The sequence below is a fragment of the Thiomonas sp. FB-Cd genome (assembly GCF_000733775.1).
Taxonomy (GTDB): domain Bacteria; phylum Pseudomonadota; class Gammaproteobacteria; order Burkholderiales; family Burkholderiaceae_C; genus Thiomonas_A.
In genome coordinates this window covers 1,708,870-1,723,700 of record NZ_JPOE01000002.1, presented here as the reverse complement: position 1 = coordinate 1,723,700, position 14,831 = coordinate 1,708,870, and the positions used below count along the sequence as shown (strand labels likewise).

The following is a 14,831-nucleotide window of genomic DNA, read 5'->3' as shown; positions in this document are numbered from 1 at the left end:
TGGAGCCCTTATGAAATTTAGCATAGCCCCCCTGAAAGCTTTGGCCGCCTTAAAGACTGATGCCCTCGTCGTCTTTGTGCACCAGCCCGGCACGTCCTGCGGTTTGGTCGAGGCCGATGCCGTCGACCAGATCGCCGCTGAAGCCGCGCAGGACGGCGACTTCAATGGCAGCCTGGGCGCCACCTATACGCGTAGCCGTCCCGCCGGGCTTGCAGCCAAGCGGCTCGTGCTCGTGGGTCTGGGTGCAGCGCCGGTCGATCAAGCCGGCTGGCTCAAGGCGGTGCAGGCCGCAGCCGGCGCGCTCAAGCCACTTGGGGCCCACCAGGTCCATCTGCTTGCCGCCGACGGGGAGCAGAGCCTGGCAGACTTGGTCCCGAGCGCCTTTGGAGATGCGGCCTACCGATACACCGCGACCCGCAAACCCGAGCCCGCCAAGGCCTATAAGGTCGAGGCCGTGCATCTGCTGTCACGCCACGCACGCCAGGCGGCAACACTCAAAGCCGCGCTTGGGCGGGCTGAAGCCGTTCAGGCGGGCGTGGAGCTCACACGCAACCTGGCCAACTTGCCAGCCAACTATTGCACGCCTTCTCATCTTGCCAAGGTCGCGCAGGATCTGGGCAAGCGCCACGGAATCAAGGTGGAGGTGTTGACCCGCACCAGCATCGAGCGGCTGAAGATGGGCGCTTTGCTTGCCGTGGCTCAAGGATCGCATCAGCCGCTGCGTTTCATCGTGCTGCGCTACGACGGTGCCGGCCGCAAGGATGCGCCGCACGTCCTGGTGGGCAAGGGCGTGACGTTCGATACGGGCGGCATCTCGATCAAGCCAGCTGCCGAGATGGACGAGATGAAATTCGACATGTCGGGTGCTGCCGCAGTGCTGGGTGCGTTTGAGGCGATCGCCCGCCTGAGGCCGAAGCTTAATTTGGTGGGCCTGATTCCGGCGACCGAGAATATGCCCGGGGGGCGCGCAGTCAAACCGGGCGACGTGGTCACCAGCATGTCAGGGCAAACCATCGAGATCCTGAATACCGATGCCGAAGGTCGTCTGATTCTGTGCGATGCGCTGACGTACGCCGAGCGCTTCAAGCCCGCCAGCGTGGTGGATGTGGCCACACTCACCGGAGCCTGCGTCATCGCACTCGGGCACGTGCACAGCGGCTTGTTCAGCCCGGACGACGCGCTGGCTGAATCTTTGCTCAAGGCGGGAAAACTGGCTCACGACAGTTGCTGGCGCATGCCCCTGGGCGACGATTATGCAGACGGGCTCAAGACGCATTTCGCCGACGTCGCCAATGTTGCCGGTCGTGCGGCGGGGAGCATTACGGCGGCCTGCTTCCTGCAGCGTTTTGCAAAGGACTACCGCTGGGCCCATCTGGACATCGCAGGCACAGCCTGGAAGAGTGGCGCGGCCAAGGGCGCGACCGGTCGCCCCGTGCCGCTGCTCGTGCGGTATTTGCTCGGAACCGTCGAGCCGGACAACAAGGCATGACGCAAGTGGAGTTCCGCGTCGGCGTGGCTGACCCCTTGGCCTATGTCTGCGGTCTTTTGCGAGTCGCGGCAGGGAAGGGGGCCAGACTTGTCGTCCGTGTCGATCCGGCTCTGGTCGATACGCTGGACGCGCGGCTGTGGACCTTTTCCCAGCTCGATTTCCTCCCGCATTGCCGAGCCGGGGACCCGCTCGAGGCGCGTACCCCGATCGTGCTGACCGACGAGGCCGATGTGTCCCGTTTTGGCGAGCGTGATTGTCTGGTCAATCTTGCGGCGGCATCTGCCGGGGGCTGGCGGGCGCTGCCCCGAGTCATCGAAGTGGTTGGTGCAACGCCGGCTGAAAAGCAGGCCGGGCGCGAGCGCTTTCGCGCTTATCGGAGTGGGGGTTGCGAGCCCGCGACCATGGAGGTTGATGTATGACACCCGTAATTCCCGATCGTCTGCCGGTCTTGACGGACATCATCGACGGCGAGGAGGCTCCCGCCTGTTTGTCGCCAGTGATTGCGGGCCAAGCCGACGAGGAGAAGCACCCTGCGAGCGCACTGAACCCTGTCGCACCAGGGTTTTCGCCATCGGCTGGGGTAACCGCGTCCCCCATCTCGCAGTCTGCAGCGCGACGCGAGATCCTGAAGCCCGAAATCGACTGGCTCCAAAGTGGTTGGCCAGATGAGGTCGTCGCTGCGCACCTGCGCGCCCAGATCGCGGCTGGCGTGCCGCGGCTTCAGGAACAGTTGCAGGCCGATCTGGCGCAGCGCCTGGGTCGCGAACTTGAATTGCAGATCCGGGATTTGCTGGCTCACAAGGTCGATGATCTCGCCCGAGAGTTGGCCATCGAACTCCAGCCTGCATTGCTCGACTTGGCCCATGCGGCCGTGGACGCGGTGCTGGCGCCAACCTCAAAAGCACAGCCCTGAACACAATCGGTGGCTGTGCGAGTGTTGGTTTGCGCATACGGCGCGTGGAAGAAAAGTTTCTGTTGATCTGCAAGTTTTGTAACGAACGGTCGCTACCGATGTTGCCTGCGACCTCACGCGCCTCCATGTAAGCTGGGCACGTTGGCCGCGCAAGCCCCGGTCTCCGGGGGTTTCGAAAGGGTGCAACATGGCGCGAAATTGCTCTGTTCATTTCAGCTTGTTTCCGTTAACGTATGCCTCCGTTGGGAATTCCCGACTTAAAGCTACTTTTATATCCTTTCTGGAGGCTCATTTATGAAGCTGAAATATGCCCTTCTGGGCTTGTCCCTGGCAATTGGCACCGCGTATGCGGCGGACGACGTGACCGTAACCATCGGCAGCGCAGCGCCGATGTCCGGGCCGCAGGCTTCGTTTGGCCAGGACAACACCAATGGTGTGCGCATGGCCATCAACGATCTGAACAAGCAGAACATCGTGATCGGCGGCAAGAAGGTGGTCTGGAAAATCGACGCTCAGGATGACCAGGCGGACCCGAAGCAGGCGACGACGATCGCACAGAAGTTCGTGGACGAAAAAGTCAATGGCGTCGTGGGCCACCTGAACTCCGGTTGCACGTACCCAGCGTCACGGATTTACAACAACGCGGGCATTCCGGACATTACGCCGTCGTCCACCGATCCGAAGATCGCCCAGCAGGGCTTCAAGACCTTCTTCCGCATCATTGCCAATGACAACGCACTTGGCGCCGGCTTGGCCAACTACGCCAAGACGGAACTCAAGGCGAAGACCGTGGCTGTGATCGACGACCGTACGGCCTACGGCCAAGGCGTTGCCGACGTGTTCAGCAAAACGGCCAAGAAGGACGGCCTGAAGGTGCTCGATCGGGAGTTCACGAACGATAAGGCCACGGATTTTTCGGCCATCCTGACCAAGATCAAGTCGATGAATCCCGACGTCATTTTCTATGGCGGCATGTATAGCCAAGCCGGCCCCATGCTGCGTCAGATCCAGCAGCTCGGCATCAAGGCCAAGTTCATGGGTGGCGATGGCATTTGCGCGCCCGAGCTGGCCAAGCTGGCTGGCGACGCAGCCAACATCACCATCTGCGCCGAGGGCGGCTCGCCCATCTCGCAAATGCCTGGTGGCGATGCATGGAAGAAGCGTTATGACGCCGAATTCGGGGCAAGCGCGTTCCAGATCTATTCGCCCTATTCCTATGATGGGACGATGGTTTTGGCGCACGCCATGATGAAGGCCAATTCCGTCGATCCGGCGAAATATCTGCCCTTCATTCAGAAGATCGACTATAACGGCGTCACCAAGAAGGACATCCATTTCGAAGCTGACGGCAATTTGGCTGCTCCGACCATCACCCTGTCGACGTTCGACAATGGCGTGAAGAAGGTGGTTGCGGTCGAATCCGTGAAGTAAAGCCGCTACACGCTTGGGCCGGTGGTGCATGCGCCACCGGCCCAAGCTTGGCTTTGACGTGTCGAACGCCCTTTCCGGGGCGTTTTTTTATTGGCATTCCCAAGAGCATGCGTTGGACATCATGAACAAGGCATTTACACGCGAAGACAGCGCAACGGAGCAAGACGACGAGGAGCCGCGCCTTCCGGAGCTACCGCCAGGAAGCAAGAATTACATCACCCCGGCGGGTTACGCACGCCTGCGCGATGAACTCAAGGCGTTGATCGAGCGCGACCGTCCCCAAGTGGTCGAAATCGTGTCATGGGCGGCGTCCAATGGTGACCGCTCGGAAAACGGCGATTACATCTACGGCAAGAAGCGCCTGCGCGAGATCGACAGGCGCATTCGCTTCCTCACCAAACGCCTGGATCTGGCCGAGGTGGTCGACCCATCGCGCCAGCATGGCAACACACAGGTTTTTTTCGGCGCCACAGTACGGTACGTCGAGGATAACGGCGCCGAGCGTCGGGTCACCATCGTGGGCGCAGACGAGGTCGATCTCGAATGCGGGCACATCAGCTGGGTTTCGCCGGTGGCCAGGGCCTTGCTCAAGGCTCGCGAGGGTGATGTTGTCAGTTTGCCCACGCCCGGCGGCGTGCTGCAGATTGAGGTCGTGGACGTGCGCTACCCGGCACCGTAAGTCGTTTGACATCCTCACCGCCCTTGGCTGTCGCCACCGCTTGCGCGGAAAGGGCAGAGATTCCTACGGCGCTCACCCCTGCATCGAGCCGGGAAGAGTCGCTTCGGTGGGTTCCTGTTGCTGGCGGCCTAACTGCACCACGCACTTGGCAGGCGATCCGGGCGTGTCCCGCCCTTCATTGCAGGATACATAGACAGCACAAGAGAACACCCTGCAAGTCTGACAAGGATGCCTGTGGCATCCGCGCTATCCTTCCCCGTCCTGAACGGCGGGGCTTGTCGCGCATCGGGTCAATGCGGGCTGCGCGCCTTGCCGCGGGAGGCGCGAACGACGAATTTGTGAGCTCGCACCGCGCGCAAAATATCGGCGAGATGTTTGCGGTCGCGCACCGCGATGATGAAACGCAACTCAATGGTCGGTTGGCCCGCGTCATCGTCCATGGTGACGTGGATGATGTCGGCATCGTGTTCGCTGATGGCCGCCGCAAGCTTCGCCAGCACGCCCTTTCCGTTGCTGACGACAACCGCCATCCCCACCTGATACAAGCCGGTCACTGTTGACGACCAGCTGAGGTCGATCCAGCTGCGTGGGTGCTTCTGAAACAGGCGGCGAGCTTGAGGGCAGTCTTGCTGATGCACGGTGAGGCCTTCGCCTTTGCCGAGATAACCGAGAACGGCGTCGCCAGGTATCGGGTGGCAACAATCGGCATAGTGCACCGAGGTGCCCTCAGTGCCATCGAGCTGGAGGGCAGTGCGCGTCAATGGTTCAGTGGCGCCATGCGCCCCGCCATTGGAAGCGGGGGACGAAGCGGACCCCGCTTCGTCCGGGGAGCGCGGACTCGCCGCGCCGTATGCTTCACCGTATTGCATCTGCACGCGCTTCGCCACGATGTCGGCTACGCGCTTGCCCAAGCCGATATCGCCAAAGAGTTCTTCCTGGCTCTTGTTCCCGCTCCAATGCAGCAGCCGGCTCCAATTCGCGGCGCTTAAATCTTCGAGGCGCAGGCCCAGTTGTGTCAACGCGCGGCTGAGCAATCGCTTACCAAGATCCTGCGACTCGGCCTGCTGGCCAACCTTGAGCTCATGCCGGATCTTCGAGCGGGCGCGTCCCGTGCGCACGAAACTCAGCCAATTTGGATTCGGCCGCGAATGCGGTGCCGTCACAATTTCCACGACGTCACCGCTGTGGAGCTCGGTGCGCAACGGTACCAACTCCCCATTGACCTTGGCGGCGACCGTCTGGTTGCCAAGATCGGTATGCACGGCATATGAAAAGTCCACGGGCGTGGCGCCGCGCGGCAACGCCAGGATGCGCGATTTGGGTGTGAACACATACACGGCGTCCGGCGCAAGATCAACCTTTACTGTCTCAATGAACTCGGCAGCGTCGCGGTTCTCATTTTGGATATCCAGAAGCGACTGGAGCCAGGCCGCGGTGCTGACTTGTGCAATGGCCTCCAGGCCATTGCTTGTCTTGTACAACCAGTGTGCCGCCACGCCGCTTTCCGCCACACGGTGCATGGCCTCCGTGCGAATCTGAAACTCGACTGGCGCGCCCGTGGGGCCGATCAGTGTGGTGTGCAGCGACTGGTAGCCATTGAGCTTGGGAATGGCAATGAAGTCTTCGAATTTGCCCGGCATGGGCTTGTACTGGGCATGCAGCACGCCCAGGGCGCGATAGCAGTCCAAGACGTCAGGCACGATCACGCGAAAACCGAAGATGTCTTGCACATGCGCAAAGGAGCGATGCTTGCGTTGCATCTTTCGGTAAATGGAATACAGGGTCTTCTCGCGCCCGTACAGGTGCACGGAGATGCCGGCGTCCGCAAAAGACTTGGTGGTCGCAGCCAGGATCTTATCGATCAGGTCGCGCCGATTGCCGCGGGCGACCTTGAGCGCTTGACTCAGCACCGCATAGCGCATCGGGTGACTGTGTTGGAAACCCAGATCCTGCAATTCGCGGTACACCTGATTGAGCCCCAGCCGATAGGCGATGGGGGCGTAGATATCCATCGTTTCGTTTGCGATGCGGCGGCGCTTCTCCGGTGCCATGGCGGCCAGCGTGCGCATGTTGTGCAGCCGGTCGGCAAGCTTGACCAGAATGACGCGGATGTCACGCGCCATCGCCAGCAACATCTTGCGAAAGCTTTCGGCCTGATTTTCCTCGCGGTTGGAAAACTGGATTTTGTCGAGCTTGGTCAGCCCGTCCACCAGCACGGCAACAGTCGCGCCAAAGTGCTCGATGAGTTCCGCTTGGGTAATGCCCTTGTCTTCGGCTGTGTCATGAAGCAGGGCGGCCATCAAGGCCTGGGTGTCAAGCTTCCAGTCGGCGCAGATCTCAGCGACCGCCACCGGGTGCGAAATGTAAGGCTCACCGCTTGCACGGTATTGTCCGAGGTGTGCCGCGTCCGCAAAGCGATACGCGTTGCGGATCAACTGCAGGTCGCCCTCGGGCAAATACGCCGATATCTTGTCAAGCAATCCAGCCAGGCTGACCGCAGCTGGCTTGTCGAGCGGCGCGCTCAGCGCGGTGTCAGCGACTGCGCCCAAATCCGGAGGCACGTCCGCGTGCTGGGCAGGCTTGCGCCTGACGACGGGGCGGTTGCGGGGTGCCGGGTTGCTGCCGGTCACGGGTGGGCGGCTTTGCATGACGTGGGGTCATCAGGAACACCGCGCACCCAGATGCCGTCGGCGCCCTCAGGCGGGGACGCGCTTGAGCATTTCAATGCCAATCTGACCGGCAGCGATTTCACGCAGCGCTGTCACCACCGGTTTGTCGCGGCTATCAACCTTGGGTGTGTGACCCTGCGCGAGCATCCGCGCCCGGTAGGTGGCAGCCAGTACGAGTTGGAATCGGTTGGGGATCTTTTCCAGACAGTCTTCGACGGTGATACGGGCCATGGCAGTTCCAGTGAAAGTCAGAGCAAGCGACTCAACAAATGCCGAGCGCCTTGAATACTTCGGGATGAGCGCGGTGCTGTGCCGCGTAGCGCAACCGTTGCGCGACCACGATGGCCTGCAAGTCGCGCAGCGCGTGGGAGATATCGTGGTTCACGATTATAAAGTCGAACGTCGAGGCATGCGGGGTTTCGACCCGAGCCTCGCGCAGACGCCGGGCGATGACCTCCGGGGCGTCTTCGCCACGGCGTTTGAGCCTTGCTTCGAGTTCTTCGAACGAGGGCGGCAGGATGAATACGCTCACTGCGTTGCTGAATTGCCGCTTGACCTGTTCGGCGCCCTGCCAATCGATCTCCAGCATGACGTCCACGCCCTGAGCCATGCGCTGCTGAAGCCAATGGCGCGAGGTCCCATACAGATTGCCGTGGACCTCCGCCCATTCGAGGAAGTCGCCGGCCTCGATGCGACGCTGGAACTCGTCACGATCGACGAAGCAATATTCTCGACCATCCTCTTCCTGTCCGCGCGGGGGACGCGTCGTGTAGGAGATGGACAGTTGAATGCCCTTGTCCTTGGATAGCAGCTTGCACACCAGACTGGATTTGCCGGCCCCACTCGGAGCTGCGACGACGAACAAATTGCCTGGGAAGTCCATGCGCTGTCGTATTGGGGCTAGGGTTGAGAACGGAGGAAGCGCTGTGAGGCCACAGGAAGACGTGTTGGTCCGGCCAGAGCTGCCGGTGCCTTGCTATTCGAGGTTTTGCACCTGCTCGCGCATTTGCTCGATGCAGACCTTCATGTTGACTGCCAACTCGCTGAGTTCGAGCACGGCGGATTTGGAGCCCAAGGTATTGGCTTCCCGATGCAGTTCCTGAATCAGAAAATCCAACCGTTTGCCCACTTCCCCACCAGTTTCGAGCACCGTGCGTATGGCATCAAGATGGGATTGTAGGCGGCTGATTTCCTCGGCCACATCCACGCGCAGAGCGAACGCTGTGGTTTCCTGCAGAAGACGCTCCTGGACCGCCTCCGGATTTGCGCCTCCGCCCAGGGTCGCCAGCGCGTCCCTCCAACGGGTCATGAAGCGTTCCTGCTGCCGAAGCACGGCTTGCGGCGCCACGCCTTCAGCTGCACGTGCCCATTGCTGCAATTGGTCGCAACGCTCCAGCAGGAAACTGCGAAGTCGATCCCCTTCGGCCGCGCGCGCCTTCTGAAGCCCCTGCAATGCCCCTTCGAGGGCCTGCTGCAACGTGTTCGCCAATGCAGTCGCATCCCTAGAGGGCTGTTGCTGCTGTGCCGCGCCAAGGCGCCATACATCAGCCACGGAGAGGCTGCGCAGGTGTGGTGCGCGCTGCAGCAAGGCGGCTTCGGCGTGAAGCAATGACTCGACAATTTGCAGATCGGGCAGCATCTGCGCGGATTGGCCCTCGTCCAGGTTGACCCGGCATTCCACCTTGCCACGGCGCAGTTCGCGAGTCAGCGATGCACGGACATTGGCTTCGCTTGCGCGCAGTTCGTCAGGCAGGCGGAGCAACAAATCCAGAAAGCGGCTGTTCACACTGCGCAACTCGACGCGTATCGTCAGGGGTGTAGCTGAGCCCGAAACGGGCAGGCCGACCTCGGCGTAACCGGTCATGCTATAAAGTAATTTCACTCGATGCTCCTTGGTCGAACGCCGCATTTTTTCATAATGCGGCGCGCGAGCTAGCATTCCTTCCGCAGGGCAGTCCTGCCATTGTCAATCGACATGTCCAAAACCAAGCCAGCACCTCTTGAACCCGATACGCAGGTTGGGGGCTACCGCATTTTGCGCAAGCTGGCCAGCGGTGGATTTGGCGTGGTCTACCTCGCCCTCACGGCGGATGGCCAGCGCGTGGCCATCAAGGAGTACTTGCCGGCATCCTTGGTGGAGCGAGCGGCGGGCGAGATGGTGCCCATTGCACACCCTGAGAAATTGGCGCTATACCGCTTGGGGCTGAAGAGCTTCTTTGAAGAAGGCCGGTCGCTGGCGCAGATCTCGCATCCCAGTGTCGTTGGTGTGCTGAATTTCTTCCGGGAAAATGAAACGGTCTACATGGTGATGAATTACCTGGAGGGTTCATCACTGCAGGAGTTCGTGATCACGGCGCGCGAACTCAAGCGCAAGAAGATCTTCCGCGAATCCACCATCCGTTCTCTTTACGACGAAATCCTCCAAGGCTTGCGCGTGGTGCACCAGCACAAGATGCTGCACCTGGACATCAAGCCGGCCAATCTCTTCATTACCGACGACGACAAGCCCATCCTTATCGACTTCGGCGCAGCGCGCGAGGTGCTGGGGCAGCAAGACAAGCGCTTTCGGCCGATGTATACCCCGGGCTTTGCAGCCCCGGAAATGTATAAGCGTGATGCATCATTTGGTCCGTGGACCGACATTTACTCGGTCGGTTCCTGCATTTACGCGTGCATGACGGGTTACCCCCCGTATGAGGCCACACAGAGGCTGGAAAAGGACCGGCTGCCGATGCAACTATCAAAATTGCGCGGCATCTATTCGGACAACCTCATTGAAATCGTGGAGTGGTGCATGTCACTGGATCCCTTGGCACGCCCCCAAAGTGTGTTCAATCTGCAAAAGGAGCTGGGCGCTGAAGATCCGCGCCGCTATACACAGCTCACGCTGAGCGAAAAATTGCGTATGCAAATCGACGAGCTCGTGCATGACACCAAATCCCGCGTTGACAAGGCCAAGCAGGCCACGCGTATGGGGGTTAATGGGGCTACGCGCATAGGCCCCGGCGGTGGTGCTCGCGAGAGGGCACCGTCAGGGCGGGATAAGCCATGAAGTTCTCGATCTACCAGGTCAGCCGGCGCGGCGCGCGATTGGCGAATGAAGACCGTATGGGTTACTGTTACACGCAAGACAGCGTGCTTTTGGGGCTGGCCGACGGAATGGGTGGCCATCCGCGCGGCGATATGGCGGCGCAACTCGCGCTGCAGACCATTGCGGCCATGTTCCAGCGTGAAGCCAAGCCAGCGCTGGACGATGCGCGCGCGTTCCTTCGCCGAGCGATTCTCACGGCCCACGAACAGATTCAACGCTACGCCAAGACGCAGGGGCTGAGCGATTATCCGCGTACCACGGTCGTTTTGTGTGTGCTGCAAAAGGGCGTTGCACAATGGGCGCATGTTGGCGATTCCCGCCTGTACTACCTGCGAAACGGGGCTTTGCTCACCCGCACGCGTGACCATTCGCATGCCGAGCAGCGCATGCTGCGCGCGGTGCGCGAAAACAACCCGCTGGATGCCACATTGGATGGCGGGCCCGTCAACCGCAACGTTCTCTATACCTGTCTGGGTTCGTCACAACTCCCTTTTGTGGAAATCGGTGTGCCGCAGAGCCTGCGCTCAGGGGACGTGGTGATGCTGTGTTCAGACGGTCTGTGGAGCCAGCTGCCTGAGGCCACGATCGTACGGCTGCTCAGCGAGCGCGTTTTATCTGATGCCGTGCCCGAGATGGTGGAATTGGCACTGCGGCAGAATGCTGTTGAGTCGGATAACGTCACGGCGCTCGCGATGGAGTGGGAGGCGGAGGCTGAGCACGAAACGACACAGGGCGTGAGCACCGAGGGCATCCGTCCGGGTGTTTTCGCGTCGACCTTCCAGTCGGGATTACCGGACATGCAGATGGACGAACTCGATGATGCTGCCATCGAACGATCCATTGCTGAAATTAACGAAGCCATCCGCCGCGCCGCGGCCAAAAAATAGATCTCATGCCTTATTCCCGTTCCGACGGCCGCCAAGCCGCAACGCTGCGTCCCCTGCGTCTTCTGCGCCAGTTCACATGTCATGCCGAGGGCTCAGTCCTGGTGGAGATGGGACGCACACGCGTGTTGTGTACGGCGAGTATCGAGGAGCGTGTTCCCCCGCATCGCAGGGGAACAGGCCAAGGCTGGGTGACCGCCGAATATGGCATGTTGCCGCGTGCGACGCACACGCGCAGCGAACGTGAGGTCAAGCGTGGGCGGCCACAGGGGCGTACCGAGGAAATCCAGCGACTCATCGGGCGTAGCCTTCGCAGTGTGTTTGATTTCACGTCACTCGGAGAGCGCCAGATCGTCTTGGATTGTGATGTGCTCCAGGCCGACGGAGGCACCCGCACCGCTGCCATCACCGGAGCGGCCGTCGCCGCCTGGGATGCCTGCACCTGGCTGCAGAAGCAGGGGAAAGTCGCGTGCAATCCCATGCGAGAGTTGGTGGCGGCGGTCTCCGTTGGTTTGCTTGGTGGCGAGGTGTTGCTGGATCTGGCCTATGAGGAAGACTCGACCTGCGATTGCGATATGAACGTTGTCGGCACTGCATCGGGCGCTTTGGTGGAGGTGCAGGGCACCGCCGAGGGAGAGCCGTTTCACCGCGCTCAGCTTGACGCGCTCATTGACGCGGCGCAGATGGGCATCGCACAACTGATTGGCGCGCAAAGGCAGGCCCTCGATCTGGCATGACGCAACTGCCGTTAGACGATGATCCGCGGTTGGTTCTGGCGACGGGCAACCCTGGCAAGTGCGCTGAATTCCAGGCGCTCTTCGGTGACCTGGTGATCGAGATCGCTCCGCAGTCGGAGTACGCGGTGCCAGAGTGCCCCGAACCCCACTGCACCTTCGTGGAAAATGCGCTGGCCAAGGCGCGCCACGCATCGGCGCATACAGCCTTGCCTGCACTTGCTGACGATTCGGGTCTGTGTGTGTTCTCTCTCGGTGGCGAGCCTGGGGTGTGGTCGGCACGCTATGCGCAACCGGCAGGGGGCCCTGCGGCTGACCGTGCCACGCAGGATGGGCTGAATAACGCGAAACTTCTCAGTGAGCTGAACGCTTGTACCGATCGCCGCGCCCATTTCGTGTGCGTGTTGGCTGCCGTGCGTCGGCCTGACGATCCGGAACCACTGATTGCCCATGGATGGCTGCACGGACGCATTGCGACGAGACCGGCGGGATCCGGTGGCTTCGGCTATGACCCGCTGTTCGTCTTGAACGAAAGCGGCGCGACGCTCGCACAGCTGCTGCCCGAGGACAAGAATCGTGTCAGTCATCGTGCGCGCGCCGCAGGGCAGATGGCGCAACTGCTGCAGGCCTTTTGGGGCGTGCAGCGGCAGCCTGGCGCCGACTTGAAGCGTTGATGATTCTCCCAGCGAATATGTGGATATCGCCATGACGGGGCCTGTGATTCCCATCGTCGACACGCCGCTTGAGCATGGGCAGATGGCACTGGCCGAGGCTGCTGCTCGCATGCCTGACTATATGCGGGCAGGTACGTTGCAACTGCATGCGCTGCCGCCGCTCAGTCTTTACGTGCACCTGCCTTGGTGCCTGCGCAAGTGTCCGTATTGTGACTTCAACTCGCATGAGTGGCGGGGGGAGCAGCCCCGGATTCCCGAACTGCGCTACGTGCAGGCGCTCGTCGCTGATCTGGAAACGGCGCTGCCACTGATCTGGGGTCGACGTGTCACGAGCATCTTCTTCGGGGGAGGCACTCCGAGCCTGTTCTCGCCCGATGCCGTCGACGCTCTGTTGGCCCAAGTGCGCGCTCGCGTGCAACTGGCGTCCGACGCAGAGATCACCCTTGAGGCTAATCCTGGAACCTTTGAGCGCGAGCGTTTCAAGGCTTATGCCCAGGCGGGGGTCAATCGCCTGTCCATTGGCGTGCAGAGCTTCGACGATGACATGCTCGGCAGGCTCGGGCGTGTCCACGACGCCGCGCAAGCGCGGGCTGCCATCGAGGAAGCCCAAACCGTCGTGCCCAACTTCAATATCGATCTCATGTTTGCCCTGCCAGGGCAGACCGTCGAGCACGCGCGCGCCGAGGTTGCGAAGGCACTTGCTTTTCAGCCTGCGCACCTGTCGCTTTACCAGCTCACCATCGAGCCCCAGACTGCATTTGCGAAGCGACCCCCAGCGCATCTCCCCGACGGCGATCTCGCCGCCGACATGCAGCAGGCGGTCGCCGATCTGGCTCAGGCTGACGGACTCGATCGCTATGAGGTCTCCGCCTATGCGCGACCGGGCCACGCCTGCCGCCATAACCGGAACTACTGGGATTTCGGCGACTACCTGGGCATCGGCGCCGGAGCGCACTCCAAACTGAGTTTCGCGCATCGCATCATTCGCCAGACCCGATGGCGGCAGCCTGAACGTTATATGCAGCAAGCCGTGCAAGGCGCACCGGTCGAGTCCGAAGCCGAAATCGCAAGGCGCGAGCTTCCATTTGAGTTCCTTCTCAACGCGCTGCGCCTGCGCGAAGGATTTGCGACAGAGCTTTACACGCAGCGTACGGGCTTGCCCCTGTCCACGTTGCGCGCAGGGCTCGAGAAAGCCAATCGGCTTGGGCTTGTGAGGCAGACGGGAGAATTCATCGCTGCAACTCCCAGGGGTTGGGATCTGCTCAATGAGGTGCTGACATTGTTTCTCCCCTCTGAACAGGACCGCAAACCGCGGTCGATTCAGTCAAATGCGATTTAGTTCCGAGCCTCACCTACAATGCCGATCCTTCGGAAGCGTGGCAGAGTGGTCGATTGCACCGGTCTTGAAAACCGGCAACGGGCAACCGTTCGTGAGTTCGAATCTCACCGCTTCCGCCATCCGTAGCATTCATACGGGTTAGCGCTCGTGTGCCGTTAAGCAAAAAGTGGCCGACTGGGCACGATATGCTTGATTTGCCGATGGGCCACATTTTGTGTTATCGCTGTTGTGTGATAGGTGTCCATTAGAAAAGCCCACGGGTCTTGGCCAAGTGGGCTTTTTGTTGTCCGGCGCCATTCAGACACAGCCGCCTCCGAGTTCGTAACGCCCAGCAACGGCCCCGTACTGCGGCCACTACTCGAAGTGCGGTCACCTTATGCTTGACGGAGGGGACGAGAAACGTCTAACGGCATATGCGCGGAAGACATTCCCATTAACGTGGACGGAAAAATTCCGAGGGACGCTGAAATCGTCCTGTTGCTTGACCCGCTACGGCCGGATGCGTTACCAAGAAGACATGCGTCGCCCCCGCCGCTGCGACCCGACGCTGGCAAGCGTGAGGCCGCCAAGGCCGGTTTGGGCCCCAAGGCGCACGCACCCCACCCTTGTACAGTGGGCAGCGTTAATCTTCTAGGCGCATTGTGAAGGTCCACGCAGCCGTGCGCGACGCACGGCGCGATCATCTCGACAAGGCATCGACGACGATCTTTCGTGAGAACCAGACGGTATGCATCATTGGTCTTACGGTTCCATGATGGTCGGGAGCAATCATCGTCTGGCGCGCTCCATTTCGAATGCTGCTTGCAGGGAGTTTGGTTCCATGTTGGAGTCCAAGGTGGCGCGTGACGAGCTCCAGTGCGTCGTGGTTAGCCGCTGCCGGCCAAGCTCCCAATCCCAAATCCTGTCGTGTCTACGGCCGCAAGCGCGA

Annotated in this window: 14 protein-coding genes and 1 tRNA gene; 11 read left to right on the top strand and 4 right to left on the bottom strand. The window is 61.1% G+C overall.

Annotated features, from left to right (window positions below):
* Positions 1-10 precede the first annotated feature (10 nt).
* From CD04_RS0108410 to greB, 5 genes are all read left to right on the top strand, one after another.
* Positions 11-1,489, top strand: coding sequence for a leucyl aminopeptidase (locus CD04_RS0108410; RefSeq protein ID WP_031405837.1), 1,479 nt, complete (start codon positions 11-13; stop codon positions 1,487-1,489).
* Entirely contained in the window at positions 1,486-1,908 is a 423-nt protein-coding gene (locus tag CD04_RS0108405) for a DNA polymerase III subunit chi (protein ID WP_038167622.1), read from the top strand. Before CD04_RS0108410 ends, CD04_RS0108405 begins: the two co-directional genes overlap by 4 nt.
* Entirely contained in the window at positions 1,905-2,402 is a 498-nt protein-coding gene (locus tag CD04_RS0108400) for a hypothetical protein (RefSeq protein ID WP_031405834.1), read from the top strand. Before CD04_RS0108405 ends, CD04_RS0108400 begins: the two co-directional genes overlap by 4 nt.
* A 294-nt stretch (positions 2,403-2,696) precedes the next feature.
* Positions 2,697-3,833 carry a branched-chain amino acid ABC transporter substrate-binding protein gene (locus CD04_RS0108395; protein ID WP_031405831.1) on the top strand — a complete coding sequence of 379 codons (1,137 nt, stop codon included), beginning with the start codon at positions 2,697-2,699 and terminating at the stop codon, positions 3,831-3,833.
* 121 nt (positions 3,834-3,954) lie between these two features.
* On the top strand, positions 3,955-4,512 hold the full coding sequence (gene greB / locus CD04_RS0108390) for a transcription elongation factor GreB (protein WP_031405829.1): 558 nt from the start codon (positions 3,955-3,957) through the stop codon (positions 4,510-4,512).
* Positions 4,513-4,802: 290 nt separating this feature from the next.
* Here the strand turns inward: greB and CD04_RS0108385 are convergent, their stop codons facing one another.
* The 4 genes from CD04_RS0108385 to CD04_RS0108370 all read right to left on the bottom strand — a co-directional run bounded on the left by CD04_RS0108385 (position 4,803) and on the right by CD04_RS0108370 (position 9,045).
* Positions 4,803-7,160 (bottom strand): bifunctional (p)ppGpp synthetase/guanosine-3',5'-bis(diphosphate) 3'-pyrophosphohydrolase, encoded by a 2,358-nt coding sequence (locus CD04_RS0108385; protein ID WP_038167619.1) that lies wholly within the window; start codon positions 7,158-7,160, stop codon positions 4,803-4,805.
* Positions 7,161-7,208: 48 nt separating this feature from the next.
* Positions 7,209-7,412 carry a DNA-directed RNA polymerase subunit omega gene (gene rpoZ / locus CD04_RS0108380; RefSeq protein ID WP_031405825.1) on the bottom strand — a complete coding sequence of 68 codons (204 nt, stop codon included), beginning with the start codon at positions 7,410-7,412 and terminating at the stop codon, positions 7,209-7,211.
* A gap of 31 nt (positions 7,413-7,443) precedes the next feature.
* Complete coding sequence (gene gmk, locus CD04_RS0108375; protein ID WP_031405823.1) at positions 7,444-8,064, bottom strand: guanylate kinase; 621 nt, start codon at positions 8,062-8,064, stop codon at positions 7,444-7,446.
* Positions 8,065-8,157: 93 nt separating this feature from the next.
* Positions 8,158-9,045 (bottom strand): YicC/YloC family endoribonuclease, encoded by an 888-nt coding sequence (locus CD04_RS0108370; protein WP_031405821.1) that lies wholly within the window; start codon positions 9,043-9,045, stop codon positions 8,158-8,160.
* A gap of 111 nt (positions 9,046-9,156) precedes the next feature.
* Between CD04_RS0108370 and CD04_RS0108365 the strand changes: the two genes are divergently transcribed.
* The 6 genes from CD04_RS0108365 (at position 9,157) to CD04_RS0108340 (ending at position 14,022) form a co-directional block, all read left to right on the top strand.
* Complete coding sequence (locus CD04_RS0108365; RefSeq protein ID WP_051849038.1) at positions 9,157-10,233, top strand: serine/threonine-protein kinase; 1,077 nt, start codon at positions 9,157-9,159, stop codon at positions 10,231-10,233.
* Positions 10,230-11,159 carry a PP2C family serine/threonine-protein phosphatase gene (locus CD04_RS0108360; protein ID WP_031405818.1) on the top strand — a complete coding sequence of 310 codons (930 nt, stop codon included), beginning with the start codon at positions 10,230-10,232 and terminating at the stop codon, positions 11,157-11,159. The genes CD04_RS0108365 and CD04_RS0108360 overlap by 4 nt, the downstream gene beginning before the upstream one ends.
* A gap of 5 nt (positions 11,160-11,164) precedes the next feature.
* Complete coding sequence (gene rph / locus CD04_RS0108355) at positions 11,165-11,893, top strand: ribonuclease PH (RefSeq protein ID WP_031405816.1); 729 nt, start codon at positions 11,165-11,167, stop codon at positions 11,891-11,893.
* Positions 11,890-12,564: an RdgB/HAM1 family non-canonical purine NTP pyrophosphatase gene (rdgB, locus tag CD04_RS0108350; RefSeq protein ID WP_038167615.1), complete on the top strand. Its 675-nt coding sequence runs from the start codon at positions 11,890-11,892 to the stop codon at positions 12,562-12,564. Before rph ends, rdgB begins: the two co-directional genes overlap by 4 nt.
* 31 nt (positions 12,565-12,595) lie before the next feature.
* Positions 12,596-13,903 (top strand): radical SAM family heme chaperone HemW, encoded by a 1,308-nt coding sequence (gene hemW / locus CD04_RS0108345; protein WP_038167612.1) that lies wholly within the window; start codon positions 12,596-12,598, stop codon positions 13,901-13,903.
* A gap of 31 nt (positions 13,904-13,934) precedes the next feature.
* Positions 13,935-14,022, top strand: a tRNA-Ser gene (locus CD04_RS0108340).
* Positions 14,023-14,831: the final 809 nt, after the last annotated feature.

Coding starts and splice junctions, on each gene's coding strand:
- CD04_RS0108405 (WP_038167622.1), top strand. CDS start 1,486: ATGACGCAAGTGGAGTTCCGCGTCGGCGTGGCTGACCCCTTGGCCTAT.
- greB (WP_031405829.1), top strand. CDS start 3,955: ATGAACAAGGCATTTACACGCGAAGACAGCGCAACGGAGCAAGACGAC.
- CD04_RS0108410 (WP_031405837.1), top strand. CDS start 11: ATGAAATTTAGCATAGCCCCCCTGAAAGCTTTGGCCGCCTTAAAGACT.
- CD04_RS0108360 (WP_031405818.1), top strand. CDS start 10,230: ATGAAGTTCTCGATCTACCAGGTCAGCCGGCGCGGCGCGCGATTGGCG.
- CD04_RS0108385 (WP_038167619.1), bottom strand. CDS start 7,160: ATGCAAAGCCGCCCACCCGTGACCGGCAGCAACCCGGCACCCCGCAAC.
- CD04_RS0108395 (WP_031405831.1), top strand. CDS start 2,697: ATGAAGCTGAAATATGCCCTTCTGGGCTTGTCCCTGGCAATTGGCACC.
- hemW (WP_038167612.1), top strand. CDS start 12,596: ATGACGGGGCCTGTGATTCCCATCGTCGACACGCCGCTTGAGCATGGG.
- rpoZ (WP_031405825.1), bottom strand. CDS start 7,412: ATGGCCCGTATCACCGTCGAAGACTGTCTGGAAAAGATCCCCAACCGA.
- CD04_RS0108400 (WP_031405834.1), top strand. CDS start 1,905: ATGACACCCGTAATTCCCGATCGTCTGCCGGTCTTGACGGACATCATC.
- rdgB (WP_038167615.1), top strand. CDS start 11,890: ATGACGCAACTGCCGTTAGACGATGATCCGCGGTTGGTTCTGGCGACG.
- gmk (WP_031405823.1), bottom strand. CDS start 8,064: ATGGACTTCCCAGGCAATTTGTTCGTCGTCGCAGCTCCGAGTGGGGCC.
- rph (WP_031405816.1), top strand. CDS start 11,165: ATGCCTTATTCCCGTTCCGACGGCCGCCAAGCCGCAACGCTGCGTCCC.
- CD04_RS0108365 (WP_051849038.1), top strand. CDS start 9,157: ATGTCCAAAACCAAGCCAGCACCTCTTGAACCCGATACGCAGGTTGGG.
- CD04_RS0108370 (WP_031405821.1), bottom strand. CDS start 9,045: ATGACCGGTTACGCCGAGGTCGGCCTGCCCGTTTCGGGCTCAGCTACA.